This is a genomic window from Pseudomonas sp. DCB_BI, assembly GCF_026240995.1.
Lineage (GTDB): Bacteria > Pseudomonadota > Gammaproteobacteria > Pseudomonadales > Pseudomonadaceae > Aquipseudomonas.
In genome coordinates this window covers 42023-62149 of sequence record NZ_JAPFCG010000001.1, presented here as the reverse complement: position 1 = coordinate 62149, position 20127 = coordinate 42023, and the positions used below count along the sequence as shown (strand labels likewise).

The 20127-nt window shown below is 65.5% G+C and carries 19 protein-coding genes; 15 read left to right on the top strand and 4 right to left on the bottom strand.

The window, feature by feature from the left end; genetic code table 11:
* Window positions 1-475 precede the first annotated feature (475 nt).
* Window positions 476-4375 carry a phosphoribosylformylglycinamidine synthase gene (gene purL / locus OO258_RS00295; protein ID WP_266028384.1) on the top strand — a complete coding sequence of 1300 codons (3900 nt, stop codon included), beginning with the start codon at window positions 476-478 and terminating at the stop codon, window positions 4373-4375.
* Between the two features lie 3 nt (window positions 4376-4378).
* Complete coding sequence (locus tag OO258_RS00290; RefSeq protein WP_266028382.1) at window positions 4379-4690, top strand: NGG1p interacting factor NIF3; 312 nt, start codon at window positions 4379-4381, stop codon at window positions 4688-4690.
* A gap of 103 nt (window positions 4691-4793) precedes the next feature.
* On the opposite strand, the gene tatC is transcribed toward OO258_RS00290, so the two are convergent.
* The 3 genes from tatC to tatA are packed head-to-tail and all read right to left on the bottom strand — an operon-like array spanning window position 4794 to window position 6075.
* Window positions 4794-5555 (bottom strand): twin-arginine translocase subunit TatC, encoded by a 762-nt coding sequence (tatC, locus tag OO258_RS00285; protein WP_266028380.1) that lies wholly within the window; start codon window positions 5553-5555, stop codon window positions 4794-4796.
* A complete protein-coding gene (gene tatB, locus OO258_RS00280; protein WP_266028379.1) occupies window positions 5552-5842 on the bottom strand; it encodes a Sec-independent protein translocase protein TatB in 291 nt (96 codons plus the stop codon). The genes tatC and tatB overlap by 4 nt, the downstream gene beginning before the upstream one ends.
* On the bottom strand, window positions 5842-6075 hold the full coding sequence (tatA, locus tag OO258_RS00275; RefSeq protein WP_266028378.1) for a twin-arginine translocase TatA/TatE family subunit: 234 nt from the start codon (window positions 6073-6075) through the stop codon (window positions 5842-5844). Before tatA ends, tatB begins: the two co-directional genes overlap by 1 nt.
* A gap of 146 nt (window positions 6076-6221) precedes the next feature.
* On the opposite strand from tatA, the gene gspK reads away from it, so the two are divergent.
* Window positions 6222-7187, top strand: a complete 966-nt coding sequence (gene gspK, locus OO258_RS00270; RefSeq protein WP_266028377.1) for a type II secretion system minor pseudopilin GspK — start codon at window positions 6222-6224, stop codon at window positions 7185-7187.
* Window positions 7188-7285: 98 nt separating this feature from the next.
* Here the strand turns inward: gspK and OO258_RS00265 are convergent, their stop codons facing one another.
* Window positions 7286-9346 carry a PhoX family protein gene (locus tag OO258_RS00265; RefSeq protein ID WP_266028376.1) on the bottom strand — a complete coding sequence of 687 codons (2061 nt, stop codon included), beginning with the start codon at window positions 9344-9346 and terminating at the stop codon, window positions 7286-7288.
* Between the two features lie 224 nt (window positions 9347-9570).
* Between OO258_RS00265 and OO258_RS00260 the strand changes: the two genes are divergently transcribed.
* The 12 genes from OO258_RS00260 to OO258_RS00205 are packed head-to-tail and all read left to right on the top strand — an operon-like array spanning window position 9571 to window position 20100.
* Complete coding sequence (locus OO258_RS00260; protein WP_266028375.1) at window positions 9571-11211, top strand: lipoprotein UxpA; 1641 nt, start codon at window positions 9571-9573, stop codon at window positions 11209-11211.
* On the top strand, window positions 11208-11633 hold the full coding sequence (locus OO258_RS00255; protein WP_266028374.1) for a pilus assembly protein PilZ: 426 nt from the start codon (window positions 11208-11210) through the stop codon (window positions 11631-11633). The genes OO258_RS00260 and OO258_RS00255 overlap by 4 nt, the downstream gene beginning before the upstream one ends.
* Window positions 11634-11636: 3 nt before the next feature.
* Window positions 11637-13397, top strand: coding sequence for a type II secretion system secretin GspD (gene gspD / locus OO258_RS00250; protein WP_266028373.1), 1761 nt, complete (start codon window positions 11637-11639; stop codon window positions 13395-13397).
* Window positions 13397-14845 carry a GspE/PulE family protein gene (locus OO258_RS00245; protein WP_266028372.1) on the top strand — a complete coding sequence of 483 codons (1449 nt, stop codon included), beginning with the start codon at window positions 13397-13399 and terminating at the stop codon, window positions 14843-14845. Before gspD ends, OO258_RS00245 begins: the two co-directional genes overlap by 1 nt.
* 3 nt (window positions 14846-14848) lie before the next feature.
* Window positions 14849-16051, top strand: coding sequence for a type II secretion system inner membrane protein GspF (gspF, locus tag OO258_RS00240; RefSeq protein ID WP_266028371.1), 1203 nt, complete (start codon window positions 14849-14851; stop codon window positions 16049-16051).
* A gap of 17 nt (window positions 16052-16068) precedes the next feature.
* Window positions 16069-16503: a type II secretion system major pseudopilin GspG gene (gspG, locus tag OO258_RS00235; RefSeq protein ID WP_110745703.1), complete on the top strand. Its 435-nt coding sequence runs from the start codon at window positions 16069-16071 to the stop codon at window positions 16501-16503.
* A 2-nt stretch (window positions 16504-16505) separates the two neighbouring features.
* Window positions 16506-16937 (top strand): type II secretion system minor pseudopilin GspH, encoded by a 432-nt coding sequence (gspH, locus tag OO258_RS00230; RefSeq protein ID WP_266028370.1) that lies wholly within the window; start codon window positions 16506-16508, stop codon window positions 16935-16937.
* Window positions 16934-17302: a type II secretion system protein GspI gene (locus OO258_RS00225; RefSeq protein WP_266028369.1), complete on the top strand. Its 369-nt coding sequence runs from the start codon at window positions 16934-16936 to the stop codon at window positions 17300-17302. Before gspH ends, OO258_RS00225 begins: the two co-directional genes overlap by 4 nt.
* Window positions 17299-17988 (top strand): prepilin-type N-terminal cleavage/methylation domain-containing protein, encoded by a 690-nt coding sequence (locus OO258_RS00220; RefSeq protein ID WP_416309177.1) that lies wholly within the window; start codon window positions 17299-17301, stop codon window positions 17986-17988. Before OO258_RS00225 ends, OO258_RS00220 begins: the two co-directional genes overlap by 4 nt.
* A complete protein-coding gene (locus OO258_RS00215; protein ID WP_266028368.1) occupies window positions 17985-19061 on the top strand; it encodes a GspL/Epsl periplasmic domain-containing protein in 1077 nt (358 codons plus the stop codon). Before OO258_RS00220 ends, OO258_RS00215 begins: the two co-directional genes overlap by 4 nt.
* On the top strand, window positions 19058-19444 hold the full coding sequence (gene gspM / locus OO258_RS00210) for a type II secretion system protein GspM (RefSeq protein ID WP_266028366.1): 387 nt from the start codon (window positions 19058-19060) through the stop codon (window positions 19442-19444). The genes OO258_RS00215 and gspM overlap by 4 nt, the downstream gene beginning before the upstream one ends.
* Window positions 19441-20100, top strand: coding sequence for a general secretion pathway protein GspN (locus OO258_RS00205; RefSeq protein ID WP_266028365.1), 660 nt, complete (start codon window positions 19441-19443; stop codon window positions 20098-20100). The genes gspM and OO258_RS00205 overlap by 4 nt, the downstream gene beginning before the upstream one ends.
* Window positions 20101-20127: the final 27 nt, after the last annotated feature.

The window sequence follows — 20127 nt, the reverse complement described above, 5'->3', positions numbered from 1 at the left end:
GGACCGGCCCAACCATATCTCGACAACTGTTAGCTTGTCTGGTAGCGCTTGATGTGCTCTGTGGCTTGACTTAAGAGGTTCAGCGTCCGGGAGATCGAGCGCCGCCCGCGCGGCGCATCGCGAGCTACGCTCGCTCCTACGCTTGTTTCGGGCCAGTATCCCTGTGGCAGACGCGCGCGACCGCCTTGTTTGTACGGCGCGATATCGAGTCATGCACCCCAGGCGTTCGCGCGCCAATCCCGCAGAAATAACTGGCCCGAAACGGACGTAGGAGCGAGCGCAGCTCGCGATGCGCCGCGCGGGCGGCGCTCGATCTCTCCGGCGACGAACATCTTGAGTCGAGCATGCGAAATTCTGACCCGAAAGTCCGGTTACGCCGCCCGGCAGCCGTGGCTTAGAGCGGGTGCCGAAAGCCATCGAATTAGGCTAGAATGCACGGCCTCTAAGCACACCCCTTCCTGAGGCTGTCCCGACGATGTTGATCCTGCGCGGCGCTCCTGCCCTTTCTGCCTTTCGCCACGGTAAATTACTCGAGCAACTGAGCCAGAAAGTCCCCGCTGTTACTGGTTTGTATGCCGAATTTGCCCACTTCGCTGATGTTGAAGGCGAGCTGACCGCCGACCAGCAGCAGGTGCTGGGCCGTCTGCTCAAGTACGGCCCGAGCGTGCCGGTACAGGAGCCGACCGGCCGCCTGTTCCTGGTCGTCCCGCGCCTGGGCACCATTTCGCCTTGGGCCAGCAAGGCCAGCGACATCGCCCACAACTGCGGCCTGCAGTCGATCCAGCGCCTGGAGCGCGGTATCGCCTACTACGTGGCCGGCACCCTGAGCGACGCTGACGCCGCCCTGATCGCCGCCGAACTGCACGACCGGATGACCCAGCGGGTGCTCGGCCAGCTGGAGCAGGCCGCTGACTTGTTCAGCCACGCGCAGCCCAAGCCAATGACCTCGGTCGACATTCTGGCCGGCGGCCGTGATGCCCTGGCCAAGGCCAACATCGACCTGGGCCTGGCCCTGGCCGAAGACGAGATCGACTACCTGGTCAATGCCTTCCAGGGCCTCAAGCGCAACCCGAACGACATCGAACTGATGATGTTCGCCCAGGCCAACTCCGAGCACTGCCGCCACAAGATCTTCAACGCCAGTTGGGACATCGACGGCCAGGCTCAGGAAAAGAGCCTGTTCGGCATGATCAAGAACACCTACCAGATGCACAACGAAGGTGTGCTGTCTGCGTACAAGGACAACGCCTCGGTGATCGTCGGCAACGTTGCCGGCCGCTTCTTCCCGAACCCTGAAACCCGCCAGTACGGCGCGGTGCAGGAGCCGGTGCACATCCTGATGAAGGTCGAAACGCACAACCACCCGACCGCCATCGCCCCGTTCTCGGGTGCTTCCACCGGCTCTGGTGGCGAAATCCGCGACGAAGGTGCTACCGGCCGTGGCGCCAAGCCCAAGGCTGGCCTGACCGGCTTTACCGTTTCCAACCTGCGTATCCCGGGCTTCGAACAGCCGTGGGAACAGGCTTACGGCAAGCCAGAGCGCATCGTTGACGCCCTCGATATCATGATCGAAGGCCCGCTGGGCGGTGCTGCGTTCAACAACGAATTCGGTCGCCCGGCGCTGACCGGTTATTTCCGTACCTTCGAGCAGGCCATCGACACCCCGCACGGTGAAGAAGTGCGCGGCTACCACAAGCCGATCATGCTCGCTGGCGGTATGGGCAACATCCGTGAAGACCACGTGCAGAAGGGCGAGATCACGGTCGGCGCCAAGCTGATCGTGCTCGGCGGCCCGGCCATGCTGATCGGCCTGGGCGGCGGTGCCGCTTCGTCGGTGGCGACCGGTGCCAGCTCGGCAGACCTGGACTTCGCTTCGGTACAGCGCGAAAACCCGGAAATGGAGCGCCGTTGCCAGGAGGTCATCGACCGTTGCTGGCAGCTGGGCGACGCCAACCCCATCGCCTTCATCCACGATGTCGGTGCCGGCGGTATCTCCAACGCCTTCCCTGAGCTGGTCAACGACGGTGGCCGTGGTGGCCGCTTCGAGCTGCGCAACGTGCCCAACGACGAGCCGGGCATGGCCCCGCACGAAATCTGGAGCAACGAATCGCAAGAGCGTTACGTGCTGGCCGTCAGCGCGGTCGATTTCGAGCGCTTCAAGGCCATCTGCGAGCGCGAGCGTTGCCCGTTTGCCGTGGTTGGTGAAGCGACTGAAGAACCGCACCTGACCGTAAGCGACAGCCACTTCGGCAACACCCCGGTGGACATGCCGCTGGACGTGCTGTTGGGCAAGCCGCCGCGCATGCACCGTTCGGTTACCCGCGAAGCCGAGTTGGGCGATGATTTCGACCCAAGCCAGCTGGACCTGGACAGCGCCGTCCAGCGCGTGCTGAACCACCCGGCCGTGGCCAGCAAGAGCTTCCTGATCACCATTGGCGACCGCACCATCACCGGCCTGGTTGCCCGCGACCAAATGGTCGGCCCGTGGCAGGTCCCGGTAGCCGACTGCGCCGTTACCGCCACCAGCTTCGACGTCTACACCGGTGAAGCGATGGCCATGGGCGAACGTACTCCGCTGGCACTGCTGGACGCCCCGGCATCCGGGCGCATGGCCATCGGCGAAACCCTGACCAACCTGGCTGCCGCACGCATCGAAAAGCTGTCCGACATCAAATTGTCGGCCAACTGGATGTCCGCTGCCGGCCACCCGGGTGAAGACGCGCGCCTGTACGACACCGTCAAGGCTGTCGGCATGGAGCTGTGCCCGGAACTGGGCATTACCATTCCGGTCGGCAAAGACTCCATGTCGATGAAGACCAAGTGGAGCGAAGAGGGCGTCGAGAAGAGCGTTACCTCGCCGATGTCGCTGATCATCACCGGCTTCGCCCCGGTCACCGACATCCGCCAGACCCTGACCCCGCAACTGCGCATGGACAAGGGCGAGACCGACCTGATCCTGATCGACCTGGGCCGCGGCAAGAACCGCATGGGCGCCTCGATCCTGGCCCAGACCTACGGCAAGATCGCCGCCCAGGCACCGGACGTCGACGACGCCGAAGACCTCAAGGCATTCTTCGCCGTGATTCAGGGCCTGAACGCCGACGGCCACCTGCTGGCCTACCACGACCGTTCCGACGGCGGCCTGATGACCACCGTGCTGGAAATGGCCTTCGCCGGCCACTGTGGCCTCGACCTGCAACTCGACCCGCTGACCGACAGCAAGGGCGAAGTGCCGGCCATCCTCTTCAACGAAGAGCTGGGTGCGGTGATCCAGGTTCGCCAGGATGCTACCCCGGACGTGCTGGCACAGTTCAGCGCTGCTGGCCTGGGTGAAGAATGCGTCGCGGTGATCGGCAAGCCAGTCAACAACGCTGAAGTGACCATCAGCCTGAACGGCGAAGTGCTGTTCGACGATGACCGTCGCATGCTGCAGCGTCAGTGGGCTGAAACCAGCTACCAGATCCAGCGCCTGCGCGACAACGCCGATTGCGCTGACCAGGAATTCGACCTGCTGCTCGAGGAAGACAACCCGGGCCTGTCGGTCAAGCTGGGCTTCGACGTCAACGACGACATCGCCGCACCGTACATCAAGAAGGGCGTGCGCCCGCAAGTGGCCATCCTGCGTGAGCAGGGCGTCAACGGCCAGGTCGAGATGGCTGCTGCCTTCGACCGCGCCGGCTTCGCCGCCATCGACGTGCACATGAGCGATATCCTCGCTGGCCGTGTCGACTTCGAAGCGTTCAAGGGCTTGGTCGCCTGCGGCGGCTTCTCGTACGGTGACGTGCTGGGCGCTGGCGAAGGCTGGGCCAAGTCGGCGCTGTTCAACGCCCGTGCCCGTGACGCCTTCCAGGCCTTCTTCGCGCGTACCGACAGCTTTGCCTTGGGCGTGTGCAACGGTTGCCAGATGATGTCCAACCTGCACGAGCTGATCCCTGGCACCGAGCACTGGCCGCACTTCGTGCGCAACCGCTCGGAGCAATTCGAGGCGCGCGTGGCCATGGTCGAGGTACAGAAGTCCAACTCGATCTTCCTGCAGGGCATGGCCGGTTCGCGCATGCCGATCGCCATCGCCCACGGCGAAGGCCATGCCGAGTTCGCCAGCGAAGAGGCACTGCTGGCCGCTGACGTGTCCGGTTGCGTGGCCCTGCGCTACGTCGACAACCACGGCAAGGTCACCGAAGCCTACCCGGCCAACCCGAACGGCTCGCCCCGTGGCATCACCGGCCTGACCAGCCGTGATGGCCGTGTGACCATCATGATGCCGCACCCAGAGCGTATGTTCCGCGCCGTGCAGAACTCCTGGCGCCCTGACGAGTGGCAGGAAGATGCCGCGCTGATGCGTATGTTCCGCAACGCGCGCGTGTGGGTGAACTAAGGCGTGTACAAGCTCGCCTTCTTCGTTCCCGGCAGCCACCTCGAAGTGGTCAAGGCCGCTGTCTTCGCCGCGGGCGGCGGGCGCATCGGTGACTATGACCACTGCGCCTGGCAAACCCTTGGCCAAGGCCAGTTCCGCCCGTTGGACGGCAGCCAGCCGTTCCTCGGGCAAGCGGGCCAGGTCGAGGTGGTTGAGGAATGGAAGGTGGAGCTGGTGGTGGCTGACGAGCTGATTGTCCAGATCGTCGCGGCGCTCAAGCAGAGCCACCCGTACGAGACGCCAGCCTATGAAGTCTGGCGGCTCGCCGAGTTCTAGAACGCATTACGGCTATTCGCGGGTGAACCCGCTCCCACAGGTACTCCACAGGTCTTGAACCTTGCGAGATCCCTGTGGGAGCGGGTTCACCCGCGAAGGGGCCCTATGATCCAGCCACAATCTCCTTGGTCTGCCCAGGCCGCTTCAACCAGGCGCAAGCCAGCAACCCCACCTCGAACAGCACCCACATCGGCACTGCCAGCATCGTCTGCGAAAACACATCCGGCGGCGTCAGGATCATCCCCACCACAAAGCACCCGACGACCACGTAGGGCCTGCTGCGCCGTAATGTGGCCACATCGGCCAACCCCACCCAGACCACGATGAACGTCGCCACCGGGATCTCGAAGGCCAACCCGAACGCCAGAAACAGCGCCAGGATAAAGTCCAGGTACTGGCTGATATCGGTCATCATCGCGACGCCGTCCGGCGTCACGCTGGCAAAGAAGCCGAACATCATCGGGAACACCAGAAAGAACGCGAAGGCCATGCCGGCATAGAACAGCACGATGCTCGACACCAGCAGCGGCAAGGCAATGCGCCGTTCACGGCGGTACAGCCCCGGCGCCAGAAAGCCCCAGGCCTGGTGCAGCAGCAGCGGCATGGCAACGAACACGGCGCACATCGCGGTCAGCTTGAACGGTGTCAGGAACGGCGAGGTGACGCTGGTGGCGATCATGCTCGCGCCTTCGGGCAAGAAGCGCCGCAGCGGCTCGGAGATGAGCGTGTACAGCGTCTGGGCAAACGGGAACAGGCCGGCGAACACCAATGCCACCAACCCCAGGCAACGCACCAGGCGCTTGCGCAGGTCGCGCAGGTGTTCGGTCAGCGGCATGCGCGCTGCCGGGTCCATGGCAATACTCATGAAGCGTTTTCCTTGGGTACTGCGACAGTGGCTGCATCATTGGCCGGTTCCGTCTTCGGGCGGATGCCCTGGCGGATTTCCTGCTCCAGACGCTGCAACGGGGCACTGTCGAGGTCGGGTAGCTCGATTTCGCGCTCCACCTGCGTGCGCAGCGCGTGCATGGCCCGGCGCGCCTGGCCCAGGCCGCGGCCAAGAGTACGTGCAGCCACGGGCAGGCGTTCGGGGCCTAGTACCAGCAGGGCGACGATGCCGACCACCAGCAGCTCGCTGAAGCCTATTTCGAACATCAGGCCTGACGGTCCGTCTGCGATTGCTGTGCAGCCTGGCCATTCAGTGGGCATGGTTGCTGCAGTTGCGAGTGCCCAGGAGTAGTGGCGTCATTGTCGCCACCCATCGACTTGCGAAACCCCTGGATTGCCTCACCCACATCGCTACCCAAGCCCTTGAGCCGTTTGGTACCAAACAGCAGGAATACGATCAGCAGTACGATCACCAGTTGCCAGATTCCAATGCCACCCATTGCGACCACTCCTGTAAGGCCATGAAAAGGAAGGGCAATCCTGCCGCGCCCAGATGACGTGCAGATGACGACGGGGACATTGCCATTTACCTGCAACATGCCGCGTGTTGACTGGCGTCTTTATTTCGCGAGCGAGGCACGCCCGGATGGTTGGCAAGCAACAGCAGGGCGCGGCCCTGCTGATGGTGATGGTGGTGCTGGCAATGCTGGCAGCGGGCATGGCCTGGCTGGTGGAAGATGGCCGGCGCCAGGTTGATGAAGTGCGCCTGTTGCACCAGCGGGTGCAAACCCGGGCCATGGAGCAAGCCGGCCTGGCCTATGCCGAGCAGGCCCTGCGTGATCCTGCCTGGCGGCTAAGCCCGCTGTTCTGGCAAGCCTTGCGCGGGCAGCCGCTGACTTACGACTTTGGCGCTGGCCAGGCGCAGTTGCGGGTACGCGACCAGCACACCTGCTTCAACGTCAACGCGTTACTGGGTGCCGATGGCGGACGCGCCGAGCGCCAGTTGCGCTACTTGCTGGGCAATGACATGGCGGCCGAACGCCTGGTCGATGCCCTGGCGGACTGGCTCGATGCCGACAGCGATGCCCGCCTGCAAGGCGCCGAGAGCGCCCAGTACCTGCGTCAGCAACCGCCACGGCTGGCGGCCAATCAGCCGATGCTCGAGACCAGTGAGCTGAACCTGTTGCTGGAGCCGGACGCCACCCGCCAGGCGCGTTACCCGATGCTGTGCGCCTTGCCCCAGGTCACTGGTTGGCGTCTTAACGCCAATGCGCTGGGGCTGGAGCACCTTCCGTTGCTGGAAGCGCTGTATGAAGGGCGTTACCCGCGGTCGCTGCTCAGCCGCATCATCAGTGGTCGGCCGGCGTCGGGGTACGTGGATGCGGCCGCATTGCGCCAGGCGCTGGGGGCGGTGGATGACGAAACGTTCGAACGGCTGAGTGAAGGCCTGCTGCTCAACAGCGGGTACTTTCTGCTGCAGTTGTCGTTCGAGGAAGAGGGGCGGGTGATGCGCAGCGAATTCCAGGTGGAGGCGCTGGGGGTGGTGCAATGGCATGCCCGGGTGCCAGCACAGCAAGTGCGAGTGCGTAGCCGGGAGCCGATAGCCTGGTAACGTTCACTGGCTTCTTTGAAGCCAGTGAGATGCCTGTGGGGGGGCTTGCCCGCGAAGGGGCCGGTACAGCCAGCAAAAATTGGCTGACCGGCACTGGATCAAACGGTCCCGATCTCGCCGCCATCAATACGCTGGATCACTACGGTGGAAGCCCGCGGCCGTACCGTAGTCCCCGCCGGAGTGATATCGGTCGCGTTGTCGGTAGACGGCCAGTTCTCCGGGTGCTGAATGTTGACGAACAGCGTCTTGTTGTCCGGGGTAAAGGTAATCCCGGTCACCTCGCAACCATTGGGCCCGACGAAGAAGCGTCGCAGGTCGACCTGGTTCTGTGCGTTCACCGGGACCTGCTTGCCACTGGCATCCACCAGGTCGGTAGGGATCACCGCCAGCAACTGGTCGTTGGTGTAATCGGTCAAGGTGCTTTCGCCGTTGTCGGTCTCGAACCACAGCACGCCGCGGCTATCGAAGCTCATGCCGTCGGGGCTGGCGAACTGGTTCAGCTCGGTCAGGCCGGAGCGGTTGATGTCGGCGGTGCCGGCAGCGTTGGCGCCGAACACGAAGATGTCCCAGGTAAAGCTCAACTGGTCGTCGCTGTCGTGCCAGCGAATGATGTGGCCATGGCGGTTCGGGCCGCGCGGGTTGGCTGCATCGACCTTTTCCGGGGTGCGCGCACTGTTGTTGGTCAGGGTCAGGTACACATCGCCGTTCAGCGGGTTGACCGTGGTCCATTCCGGCCGGTCCATCGGCGTTGCGCCCACGGCATCGCCGGCACCCCGTGTGTTGAGGATGATGCCCGGCAGGTCGCCGTACAGCGCGCCCAGCGTGCTGCCACCCGTGGTGGCGGTGGCCACGTCCAGCAGCAGCCAGACGCCGGTGCCATCGGCGTTGAAGCGGGCCACGTACAGTTTGCCCTGGTCCAGGTACTTGGCACCCGTGGCCAGGCGGTCGGCCGGGTTGGCGTCAGCGGCATCCCATACGGCAGTGGATACCCACTTGTACAGGTACTCATTGTTCGAGTCGTCACCCATGTACCACACCAGCGGCTTGCCAGCGACCGGCAGGCCAGGTGCGCAGCCTTCGTGGCGGAAGCGGCCCAGTGCGGTGCGCTTGGTTGCCAGGGTGCTGCTGTTGTACGGGTCGATCTCGACGATGTAGCCATAGGTGCTGGCTTCGTTGCGGTAGTCGTCGGTGGCGCTGGCGCCTTTCACGGTCACGTCGAAACGGGCGAACTCGTCGGCTACTTCGCTGGCGTCACCGGCAGCGCTTTCCCACTTGTACTGGCCGCTGGAGGTACCCACGCCGATGCGGCGCTGGTCTTCGGGGCGGGTGCCTTTGTTGACGAAGATGCCCGGCCAGTTCTCTTCGCAGGTCAGGTAAGTGCCCCACGGCGTGTAGCCGTTGCCGCAGTTGTTGTTGGTGCCGCGGCAGTGGGTGCCGGCGGTGGAGTACTTGGTCTTGACGTGGTCGGTGCCACGCAGTGGTCCGGTGATTTCCATGCGCGAAGCGGTAGTGAAACGGCGGTTCAGCGGGTCGTTGTCGACCACCTGCCAGCGGCCGTTGATTTTCTGCAGGCGCACCACGCCAGCGCCATGCGCGTTGATTTCCTTGCGCACTTCTTCGACCGGGCGCTTGCCGTTGACATCGGTGGTCGGGCCGGCCGGGTGAAGGGCGACGGTGTCGATGTACTCGAAGTTGATCGCCAGCAGGCCGTCTTCCGAGCTGCCGTTGATCGGGAAGAAATGCATGCCGTCATGGTGCATGCCCATGGCGTTGGCCTGGTCGGTCGAGGTATTGCTGCCGTCGGACTTCCACGGGTTGCCGTTGCTGTTAAGGGGCGTGCCCCAGGGGGCCAGCACGTAGGCGCTGTAGCCGGCGGCGATCACGCAGGCATCAGTGCGCGACCCCGGGATGGACTGGAAGCCCAATGCCAGTTTCGGCACTTCCGGCTCGGTGACTGGCGGCTCGGTAACCGGATCATCGTCATCTGAACCGCCCCCGTCGAAGCAGCCTGTCAGGCCGGTACCGGCGATCATGGCGATGGCGGCGCCCAGGCTGCCGCGCATCACGCTACGACGGCTCAGGTAGGCGTCCATGACAGTGGCCATCGGCAGGTTACCGCTTTGGTTCCGGTCCAGGTTGTCGCCGGTATCTCGACTCATCAGGGTGTCCTTGTATTGGCTGAGTTGGAGGAAACCGCGACTTTAAGGCGCAAGTGTGATGATTAATTGGCAGAAATGTTAACGAGCTTTTAAAACTGCCGGTTCTTAGATTTGTGGTCGACAGATCAATTTGGAATTTCTGTCGGATTTCTGCCATCAAACTGTAATGCCAACGCCGCAACATCCGGGGCCCTGAATGAACGCAGATAAGGATGGCGGGTGCGATGGCGAGCAGTGTGCACAGGCGCGAAGTGATTGGCTGGATGGGCGTTGGGGCTTTGGCACCGCTGCTCGGCGCCTGCTCCGCATTCCCTGGCCAGCAAGGCGGCAATGCCAGCCTCGACCTGCTGTACGTGGCCGACACCCTGGATGCCCGTCAGCCTGGCTTGGCGGTAGTGCCGGCTACACGCCTGGGGCCGGTCAGCCACCTGGGCCGCGCACCCTGGATGACCGGTAGCAGTGCCAGTACCGCCTACCCCCAGTTGGCGCCACTGCTCGATGCCAGTCAGGCAGCGTCTGCCCAGCTGGGCGGTTACGCGGTGTTGGCTGCATTATTGGAACAACTGCGCAGCGAGGCCGGCGCCGGTAACAGCCTGACCCTGGAAAACGGCCAGGGCTGGAACGGCAGTGGCCTGGCCTACCTGACCCAAGGCGAAAGCGGTGTTCAGGGCAGCCAACTGCTGGGCACCGAAGCGCGGGTCAGCAGTGACGAGCGTGTGCTGTGGCCGCAACGCAGCCCGGGGCTCTACCGTCAGGCCAGCGCCATTACCCTTGGTGCCGGTCTGGCGGACCAGCAGCGCCAGGCCTTGGGCCTTGAAGCCATGCGCATCTACGAGCGCGGTGGTGCGCGAATTGCGGTCGTCGGCGTGACCGATCCCTATGCGCAAGATCAGAAAGCCTCCCTCAAGCAGTGGTACCAGTCGCTGCAGCCGGTGTTCGAACAGGCCCGCCGCGAAGCCGACCTTGTGGTCGCCATGGCCGATGTCGGCACGGGGCCCGGCCTGTGGCTGGCGGAACGGGTGTCGCAAATCGATGTGCTGTTGTGCGCCCGTGGCCAGGACCTGTGGCCGGCCCCGGTCGAGGTCACCCAGGCCAGCGGCCGCAGCGTACCGGTACTGTTTGCCGGTTGCCGGGGCAGTGGTGCATTCCGCCTGCGCTGCCAGCGCGTGGCCGGGCTGTGGCGGTTCGACGGGCGTTTCTTCCCAGCCTTCGAGCAGCAACTGGCGCCTGCCGCGCAGCAGCGTGTCGCGCCACTGCAGGCGCAACTGCGCCAGCAACGTGCCGGCCACGCCGCCTGGCTTGACCAGCCGCTGGCCCGCGCCCCCCAGGCTTTATGGCGCCGCGATACGCGGGGCAGCAGTTGGGACCGCCTGCTGCATCAAGCCTTGGCCGATGACAGCGGCATGCCCGTGCTGTTGCCAGGCCTACGCTATGACTACCCGCTACCGGCAGGGGCGCCCATTACCCGCGAGCACCTGATCAGCCTGACCGGAGGGTACCCGGCGCCGGTGGTCGAAGCCCCGGCCCGACAGGTCGAACAAGTGCTGGAGAACGCTGCCGAGCAACTGTTCGGCGACCCTCTGTTGCTGGACAACAGCCAGGACCTGCCGCGCTGGCAGGGCCAGGTCTGGCGCGTCAGCTATAGCCCGCAGGGCAAGCGGATCACCGGCCTGGAGCCGGGGCAGGGCCTGTGCCGCACCTTTGGCCTGCAATTCGAAACCCAGGCGGGTGAGCCGCTGTGGCAGCGGGTGGAAGCCTGGCTTGGCCGGCAAGGGGCCGACTGGCAACTGCCGCCGCTGCAACTGCCCGAAGTGCGCTACGTGCAGGGGCACCCCGGCTGGCACCCTCGGCAGTTGGCGTCATGACACTCGCCTCGCGCCTGTCCACTGGCGCTTGTCTGACCCTGATCGGCTGGCTGGCTGCCCAATGCCTGCTGCAGGCGAGCCGCCAGCCACAACCGGCCACGGCGCCAGCGATTGCCGAAAGCCCTCTGCCCGGGCTGATGGTCGGCCACTGGCAAGCACCCATCGACGATGGCGCCATCGCCATCACGCGCCTGCCGCTGCAATACCTCGGCGGCCTCAAGGCCCAGCCGCTGGCCTCCAGCGTGGTGGTGCTGCGCTATGGCGAACAGGTGCGCACCCTGGCCCGTGGCCAACGCCTGGCGCCCGGGATCGTGCTGCAGGACATCGACAGCGATGGCCTGATTTTCAACAACCAGGGGCGGCGTGAGCGCCTGCCCTGGCCGCCACGCCCCGCCGTGACCGGCTTCAAGCGCCAAGGATGAACGATGCCTGTTAGATATTGCGTGGCGGCCGCGCTGAGCCTGGCCTTGTCCATGGCCTGCGCCGAAGAGCCGGTGTTCGATGACAACGGTACGCCGATGTACGAGGTGAATTTCGTCGACACCGAACTGGGTGAGTTCATCGACAGTGTGTCGCGCATCACCGGTACCAGCTTCATCGTCGACCCGCGGGTCAAGGGCAAGGTCACCGTGCGCACCGTCGACCTGCACGACGCCGACGCCATCTACGATATCTTCCTGGCCCAGCTGCGCGCCCAGGGCTATGCCGCTGTAGACCTGCCCAATGGCAGTGTGAAGATCGTCCCCGACCAGGCTGCGCGCCTGGAGCCGGTGCCGGTGGAAACTACCGGCCAGCGGGGCGAGGGCAGCGACAGCGTGGCCACCCGGGTATTCAATGTGCGCAATGCTGCCAGCGAGCAGGTCCTGAGCATACTCAAGCCGCTGGTCGACCCGCGCGTGGGCGTGATCACGCCCTATCCGGCAGCGCACCAGCTGGTCGTCACCGACTGGCGAAGCAATCTTGAGCGTATCGCCAGCCTGCTACGCCAGCTGGAGCGCCCCAGCGAGGCCGCCGGCAGCAGTACCCAGGTCATCTACTTGCGTCACGCCAATGCTGGCGAAGTGGTGAAAGTGCTGCGCGGCCTCAGTCAGGAGGGTGCGGTGCCCAGCGAAGGCGCGGCGAATGCGGGTGCCGAAGGCCAGGGCAAAGAGCAGGCGCTGCCGGTTGCCAGTGATTCCGGTATCCGCCTGGAGTATGAAGAGGGCACCAACGCGGTAGTCATGGTCGGGCCCGACAGCGAGCTGGCGGCCTACCGCGCCATCGTCGAGCAGTTGGACATCCGTCGTGCCCAGGTGGTGGTGGAGGCGATCATTGCCGAGGTGTCGGACAGCAGCGCCCAGGAGCTGGGCGTGCAGTGGCTGTTCGCCGACGAGAAGTTCGGTGCCGGCATCGTCAACTTTGGCAGCAATGGGGTGAACATCGCCAACATTGCCGGGGCGGCTGCCAGCGGTGATAGCGAGGCGCTAGGCGACCTGCTGTCTAGCACCGCAGGCGCTACTGCAGGGATCGGCCATTTCGGCGGTGGTTTCAACTTCGCCATGCTGGTGAACGCCCTGAAGGGCAAAAGCGGCTTCAACCTGCTGTCCACGCCCACCTTGCTGACCCTGGACAATGCCGAGGCATCGATCCTGGTTGGCCAGGAAGTGCCCTTCGTCACCGGTTCCGTGACGCAGAACAACGCCAACCCGTACCAGACCATCGAACGCAAGGAAGTCGGGGTGAAGTTGCGCATCAAGCCGCAGATCAACGTCGATAACAGCGTGCGTCTGGATATCGTCCAGGAAGTGTCGTCGATTGCCGAATCCAGCGCTGCCAGCGACGTGATTACCAACAAGCGCGAGATCAAGACCAAAGTCATGGTCGAGGATAACGGCCTGGTCATCCTCGGTGGCCTGATCAGCGATGAGCTCAGCACCAGCAACCAGCGCGTGCCGTTGCTCGGCGATATCCCGTACCTGGGCCGGCTGTTCCGCTCCGACGCCAGCAAGAACACCAAGCAGAACCTGATGGTGTTCATCCGCCCGCGCATCCTGCGTGATGGGCCAAGCCTGGCTGGGCTCAGCGAAGACAAGTACCGTACCTTGCAGCAGACCACGCCGCTGCAACTGCCGGACCTGGCCGACGGCAAGCGGTTGCTGCAGGTGTTTCCTTCGAGCCGGGCGCGCCTGGAAGGCGGTAACTGGTGATGCTGGCTTATCGTTTGGCCCGCCAGAGCGGGGTGGCCATGGCCCCGGCTGCGCAGGGCTGGCAGCTGTGGCTGCGCCCCGACGCCGACAGTGCTCAGTTGCAGGAGCTGCTGCGTGTGCATGGCCAGCCGAGTGTCCTGGAATACCTGGAACCTGGGGTGTTCGACGAGCGCCTCGGCCAGCTGTACCAGGCCGGTGATGCCGCCACCGAAGCGCTGATCGAAGGCATCGGCGACCAGGTCGACCTGGATAGCCTGATGAGCGAGATGCCGCGCATCGAAGACCTGCTTGAAAGCGACGACGAAGCCCCGGTGATCCGCCTGATAAACGGCCTGTTCGGCCAGGCCCTGCGCCTGCGCGCCTCGGACATTCATATCGAAACCTTCGAGCAGAGCCTGGTGGTGCGCCTGCGGGTCGATGGCCACCTGCGCGAAGTGTTGCGCCCGCCGCGGGCGCTGTCAGCCATGCTGGTTTCGCGGATCAAGGTCATGGCGCGCCTGGATATCGCTGAAAAACGCCAACCGCAGGATGGCCGCATCACCTTGCGTGCGGCAGGCCGTGAAGTGGACGTGCGGGTCTCGACCCTGCCCGGCATTCATGGCGAGCGGGTGGTGATGCGCGTGCTCGACAAACAGGCCAGCCTGCTGACGTTGGCCAACCTGGGTATGCCGGCAGCGGTGTTGCAGGGCCTGCGCGGTTGCCTGGCACGCCCCAACGGCATCGTGCTGTCCACCGGCCCGACCGGTTCGGGCAAGACCACGACCTTGTATGCCAGCCTCAACAGCCTCAACGATGGCAGCCGCAACATCCTCACTGTCGAGGACCCAGTGGAGTACGCCATCGCTGGCATTGGCCAGACCGCCATCAACCCCCGCGCCGGGCTGACCTTCGCCAGCGGCCTGCGCGCCATCCTGCGGCAGGACCCGGACGTGATCATGCTCGGTGAAATCCGCGACCAGGAAACTGCACAGATTGCCGTGCAGGCCAGCCTCACCGGCCACCTGGTGCTGTCTACCTTGCACACCAACAGCGCCGTGGGCGCGGTGACCCGCCTGCGCGACATGGGCATCGAACCGTTCCTGATCGCCTCGTGCCTGCGCGGCGTGCTGGCCCAGCGCCTGGTACGACGCTTGTGCAGGTGTGCCGTGGCGCAGCCGTTGCAACCTGCCGAGCGGCAGCTGTGGCCCGAACTGGCGGCGCTGGGTAGCAGCTACCATGCCGTCGGCTGCGAACAGTGCCAGGGCAGCGGTTACGCTGGGCGCCTGGGCCTTTACGAGTTCATCGAACTGGATGCCGGCTTGATCGGCCTGCTGTACGACGGCGCCAGCGAGTTGGCCATGCAAGACCACCTGGCCGGGCGCAGGCAGAGCCTGGTGGCGATGGCCAGCGATTGCCTGGCGCGTGGCGAGACCAGCCTGGCCGAAGTGCTGCGCGTGGTGCAGGGCTAAGCCATGCCGACCTATCGCTACCAGGCTGTCGACCTCGCCGGCAAGCCCCACAAGGCCAGCCTGCAGGCCGACAGCGAACGCCATGCCCGCCAGCTGTTGCGCGAACAGGGCCTGTTCGCCCGCCAGCTGCAGCGCCACGAAGCCGGCAGCCGCCAGCCCCGTCGCCAGCGCCTGAGCCGTGCCCAGCTGTGCGAACTGACCCGCCAACTGGCCACCCTGACCGGGGCCGGCATCCCCTTGGTGGATGCCCTCGCCACCCTTGAGCGTCAGCTGCGTGAGCCTGCCTTGCACAGTGTGCTGGTGGCCCTGCGCGGCTCACTGGGCGAAGGCCTCGGCCTGGCTCGCAGCCTGGCCCGCCAGGGCGCACCGTTCAGTGGCCTGTACTGCGCGCTGGTCGAAGCCGGCGAGCGTTCCGGGCGCCTCGCCCAGGTGTTGACCCGCCTGGCCGATCACCTGGAGCAGGTGCAACGCCAACAACACAAGGCCCGCACCGCGCTGATCTACCCCACTGTGCTGATGGGCGTATCGCTGGCAGTGGTGATTGGCCTGATGACGTTCGTCGTGCCCAAACTCACCGAGCAATTCGCCCACGCCGGGCAAAGCCTGCCGCTGATCACCTCGTTGCTGATCGGCCTGAGCCAGGGGCTGGTGCACGCCGGGCCCTGGTTGCTGGGGTTGGTGTTGTTGCTCGGCGTACTGGGCGGCTGGCTGCTGCGCAAGCCGCACTGGTGCCTGCGCCGCGACCAGTGGCTGCTGCGCCTGCCGCGCATTGGCAGCCTGCTGCAGGTGCTTGAAAGCGCGCGCCTGGCGCGCAGCCTGGCGATTCTGAGCGGCAGCGGCGTGGCGCTGCTCGAAGCCTTGCAGGTGGCCACTGAAACCGTGGGTAACCGGCGTATCCGTCAGGCCATGGAGCAGGTGCGTCAGCAGGTGCAGGGCGGTACCAGCCTGCACCGTGCACTGGATGCCAGCCAGCAATTCCCGCCGCTGCTGGTGAACATGGTCGGCAGTGGCGAGGCCAGCGGCACCCTGGCCGACATGCTCGAGCGCGTGGCCGACGACCAGGAGCGTGGCTTTGCCCGCCAGGTGGATACCGCCATGGCGCTTTTCGAACCCCTGATGATCCTGGTGATGGGCGCCGTGGTGCTGTTCATCGTGCTGGCGGTGCTGTTGCCCATCATGCAACTCAACCAGGGCCTGCAACTGTGAAGACAAGGAGTATTGCCATGCAGCATCGACGCAACCGCCAGCGCGGTTTCACCCTCATGGAAATCATGGTGGTGATCTTCATCATCGGCCTGCTGATCGCCGTGGTCGCGCCCAGCGTGCTGGGCAACCAGGACAAGGCCATGAAGCAGAAGGTGATGGCCGACCTGGCCACGTTGGAGCAGGCGCTGGACATGTACCGCCTGGACAACCTGCGCTTCCCCAGCAGCGAACAGGGCCTGGCCGCGCTGGTGAAAAAACCTGCGCAGGAGCCGCTGCCACGGGCCTGGCGCAGCGACGGCTACGTGCGCCGCCTGCCGCAAGACCCGTGGGGTACCCCGTACCAGTACCGCATGCCCGGTGAGCATGGCCGGGTCGATGTGTACTCGCTGGGTGCCGATGGCCTGCCGGGTGGTGAAGGCCAGGATGCCGACCTGGGTAACTGGGAGCTGTAACGGTGCATCGTCAGCGTGGTTTCAGCCTGATCGAACTGCTGGTGGTACTGGCCATTGCCGGGCTGATGACCGGGCTGGCGGTGGCCGGCCTCGGCAACGGCCAGGCCAGTGTCGAACAGGCCCTGCAACGGCTGGCGGCCGAGGTCCGCGGGCAGGCCGCGCTGGCCCGGCATGCCGGGCAATTGCGCGGGCTGCGCTGGAATGGCCAACGCCCGGAGTTCGTCCGCCGCGAGGGCAATGCCTGGGTGGTCGAAGCGGTCCCGCTCGGCGATTGGCCCAAGGGCCTGCACCCGGACTGGCCGGCCAGCCCTCAACCGCGCGTGCTGTTCACACCGCATGGCTGGGCGCAGGCGGGTAGCGTGCGCTGGCACTGGGCCGATGGCAGCCAGCAATGGGCCTGGAACCGCGCCGATGGCATGCGGGTGGTGCCATGAAGCAAGCACAGCGTGGCTTCACTCTGCTGGAGGTGACCGTAGCCTTGGCCATCGCTGCCGTGCTGGCGGTGATCACCAGCCAGGTGCTGCGCCAGCGCCTGGCCGTGCAGGGCAATTTGCAACAGCATCGCCTTGGCCTGCTGTGCGCGCGCGAACTGCAAACCCGCTTTGCCGTCGAGCAGTACTGGCCGGCTCAAAACCAAACAGCTGGTGAGCTCAGCCAGGGCGGCCAGTTGTGCCACTGGCAGCTGCAACTGCGCCGTACCGGCGTACGCGACTTGCGCCGTGGCGAACTGCTGTTGTTCGCCGACCGCGACCAGCGCTTGCCGCTGGGCCAGTACACCGTGTTTCTGGAGCGCCCATGATTCACAGAATTCATGAAGCCTTCAGCGTCCCTATGGGCGCGGGCACGCCCGCTTCCGCAGAGGTCCATTTCCATCAGCAGCGCAGATGCCAGCCCACCAAACACCGCCAGACCGGCCTGACCCTGATCGAACTGATGGTTGCCCTGGCCCTGACCGCCATACTCGGCATCATGCTCGCCGCGCTGGTCAATGGCTGGCTCAAGGTCCGCGAGCGCCTGCAAGCCACCCCCCAGCACACTTCGGTACTGGACTTTTGCCTGGCCCTGGAGCGCCGCCTCGACAGCCCGGTACTGCGCCGCATCTACGACCAGCGCCTGCCGCTGACCAGCCACTGGCTGGACTGGCAACCCGCCAGCAACCAGTTGCTGTGGGTCGCCAGCACCGGCCTGCCAGACGCCGAAGGTGGCGCGCGCCTGCAACGCCAGCGTCTGCGTTTCGAGGCCCGCGAGCAGCGCCTGATGCTGGAAAGCTCGGCCGACCTGTACGCCGCCGCTGCCCCCCGTTGGGTACTGCGCGAACGGCTCGACCGGGTCAGCGCCATGAATGTCCTGTATTACCAGGGTGGCCGCTGGCTGGCCTGGCCTTCCGACCAACCAGCGCACCCGGGGCGTGGCGTGCGCCTGGAGCTGCAGCGTGATGGAGCACCCTATGTCTGCACTTTCGCCCTCCCGTGGGGGCGCTCATGAAGTTTGAATGGCGGCGACGTACGCCAGCACTTCCGTGGCTGTTGCTGCGCCCGGGCCCGGTCTGGCAGTGGGCGCTGGTCGGCGGTGGCATTGTGCAAGACGAGGGCCAGGGCCAGCCGCCGGCCAACCTGCTGGCGCGTGGTGCATTGATCCTGCCTGCCGAAGCCTGCAGCCATTTCCGTGTGCAGGCCCCGCCCGGGCTCAAGCGCGAGGAGTGGCCGTTGTTGCTCGAAGACCGTTTGTTACAGCCCATCAACGAAGTGGCTTGCGCCTGCCTGGCGCGTGAACCTGGCCACCTTCGGCTATTGGTGGTGGGCCATGAGCAACTGGCAGCATGGCACGCGCAATGTGCCGCATGGGACGTGCAGGTCGAGCGTTGTTGGGCGGAGCTGCAGCTGCTGCCTGCGCCATCGGCGGGCAGTGCCTGGCATTGGCAGCGCCCGCCCGCCATGACCCTGTTCAAAGGCGTGCTCGAGGATGGGCAGGAGCACTGGCTGGCCTGGCCGGTGGCGCTGGGTAGCGTACTGCCGCAACCCTTGGCAGCGTTGACAAAGCTGCCGTTGAGCGGCGGCTGGCCAAGTACCTTGGCAGCACTCGACTCAATGCCAGGTCTGTTCGAGCGCGCCCGCAACAGGCGCACGTTGCCGGTGGTCTCCCGGCAGCATCAACGCCTGCTCGCAGTCTGCCTGGCGCTGGCTACGGTATGGGGCGGTGTGTGGTTGAGCCAGCAATGGCGCCAGGCGCATCTGTGGCGTAGCCAGGTCATTGCCGTGACCGGCGAGCAGGCCAGCCCACGGCATGCCGCACAGGTTCTCAAGCGCTTGCGCGAAAGCGAACTGCAACAGCAATTGCGCACGCGTCAACTGGAGGATCTGCAAACCCGCTTGCAGGCCTGGCTGCGTGACAACCCCGGCTGGCAGCTGCAAGCGGTGCGGTTTGATGGCCAACGTTGGCATTTGCGCCTTGAAGGCGAGGGCAGCACGCCGCCATGGCAGGACATGGCGACTGCGGCAGGCGCCACGGTGCAGGTTCAAGCGGGCCAAGTGATCTTCGACCTGGGGGCCGCTTCATGAACCGCGATGCATTACAGCGCCACCGCCTGACGCTCGCCTGGGCAATCATTGCCCTGTTGCTGGCCCTCCTGGCCCTGCGCGCAGGCCTCACCCAATGGCGCGAGCTCAGCCAATGGCGCGTGCTTGCCGAACAGGCCGCCAGCCTGCAAGGCGGTCCGGGGCTGAATCTGGAGCGCCTACGCCAGTCGGCCCAGGCGCGGCAGATCGAACTGGACGAAGTCGATGCGCAGGGCAAGGCTTGGCAACTGCGTGGACAGGTGGCCGATGAGCACGTGCTGCAAGGTTGGTTGCAGAGCCTGCGTGGAGAAGGGGCGAAGCCGTTGGAATGGGGGCTGGAGCAGGGTGGCAAGGGCTTGCGCTTCGATCTGGTGGTGCAGCCATGAGCCGCCGGGGGATGGCGTGGAGTGTGCTGGTATTCGTGCTGACGCTGCTGGTCGAGCTTCCGGCCGATTGGGTGGCACGTGCGTTCGGCCTGCCAGCGCGCGATGTCATTGGCAGCCTTTGGCAAGGCCAGGCGCAACAGTTGGGGCCCGTGGGGCCATTGCGTTGGACGCTGCAGCCTTGGCGCTTACAGGCAAATGGGCAGCTGGGCTTTCAGGGCCAGGCCTGGCAGTTGCAAGCCGAAGGCTGGCCATGGCGTTGGCGGCTGGAGGCCTCAGCCGTGGGCGCTCAGGCGACAGTACTGACGGACTACCGGCTGGCGGGGCAGTGGCAAGGGACACTGCGGGTACAGGGGGTAGGGCGTGAATGCCGCTCCAGTGAAGGCCGTGTCACGGTAACCGACCTGGCCCTGAGCAAGCCCTGGTCACTTGGCCTGGGGCAGGGCTGGTTGGAAATGGACTGCCACAACGGCTGGCGCCTGCGCGGGCAACTGGTGCAGCAGGGCCAGCATCAACTGGCCCTGGATGCCGACCTGCCACGGCACCGGGCACAGGTGGCGTTTGCGCTGCAGCCGGAGGCAGCGCTGACACCATTGCTGCGCGGGGTGCAGTGGCTTGGGCCGCAAGCGCTGACCGGGCAACGAGACCTTCGCTGGTAGGCAAGGGCGCTCCTGCTGGGACGCGGC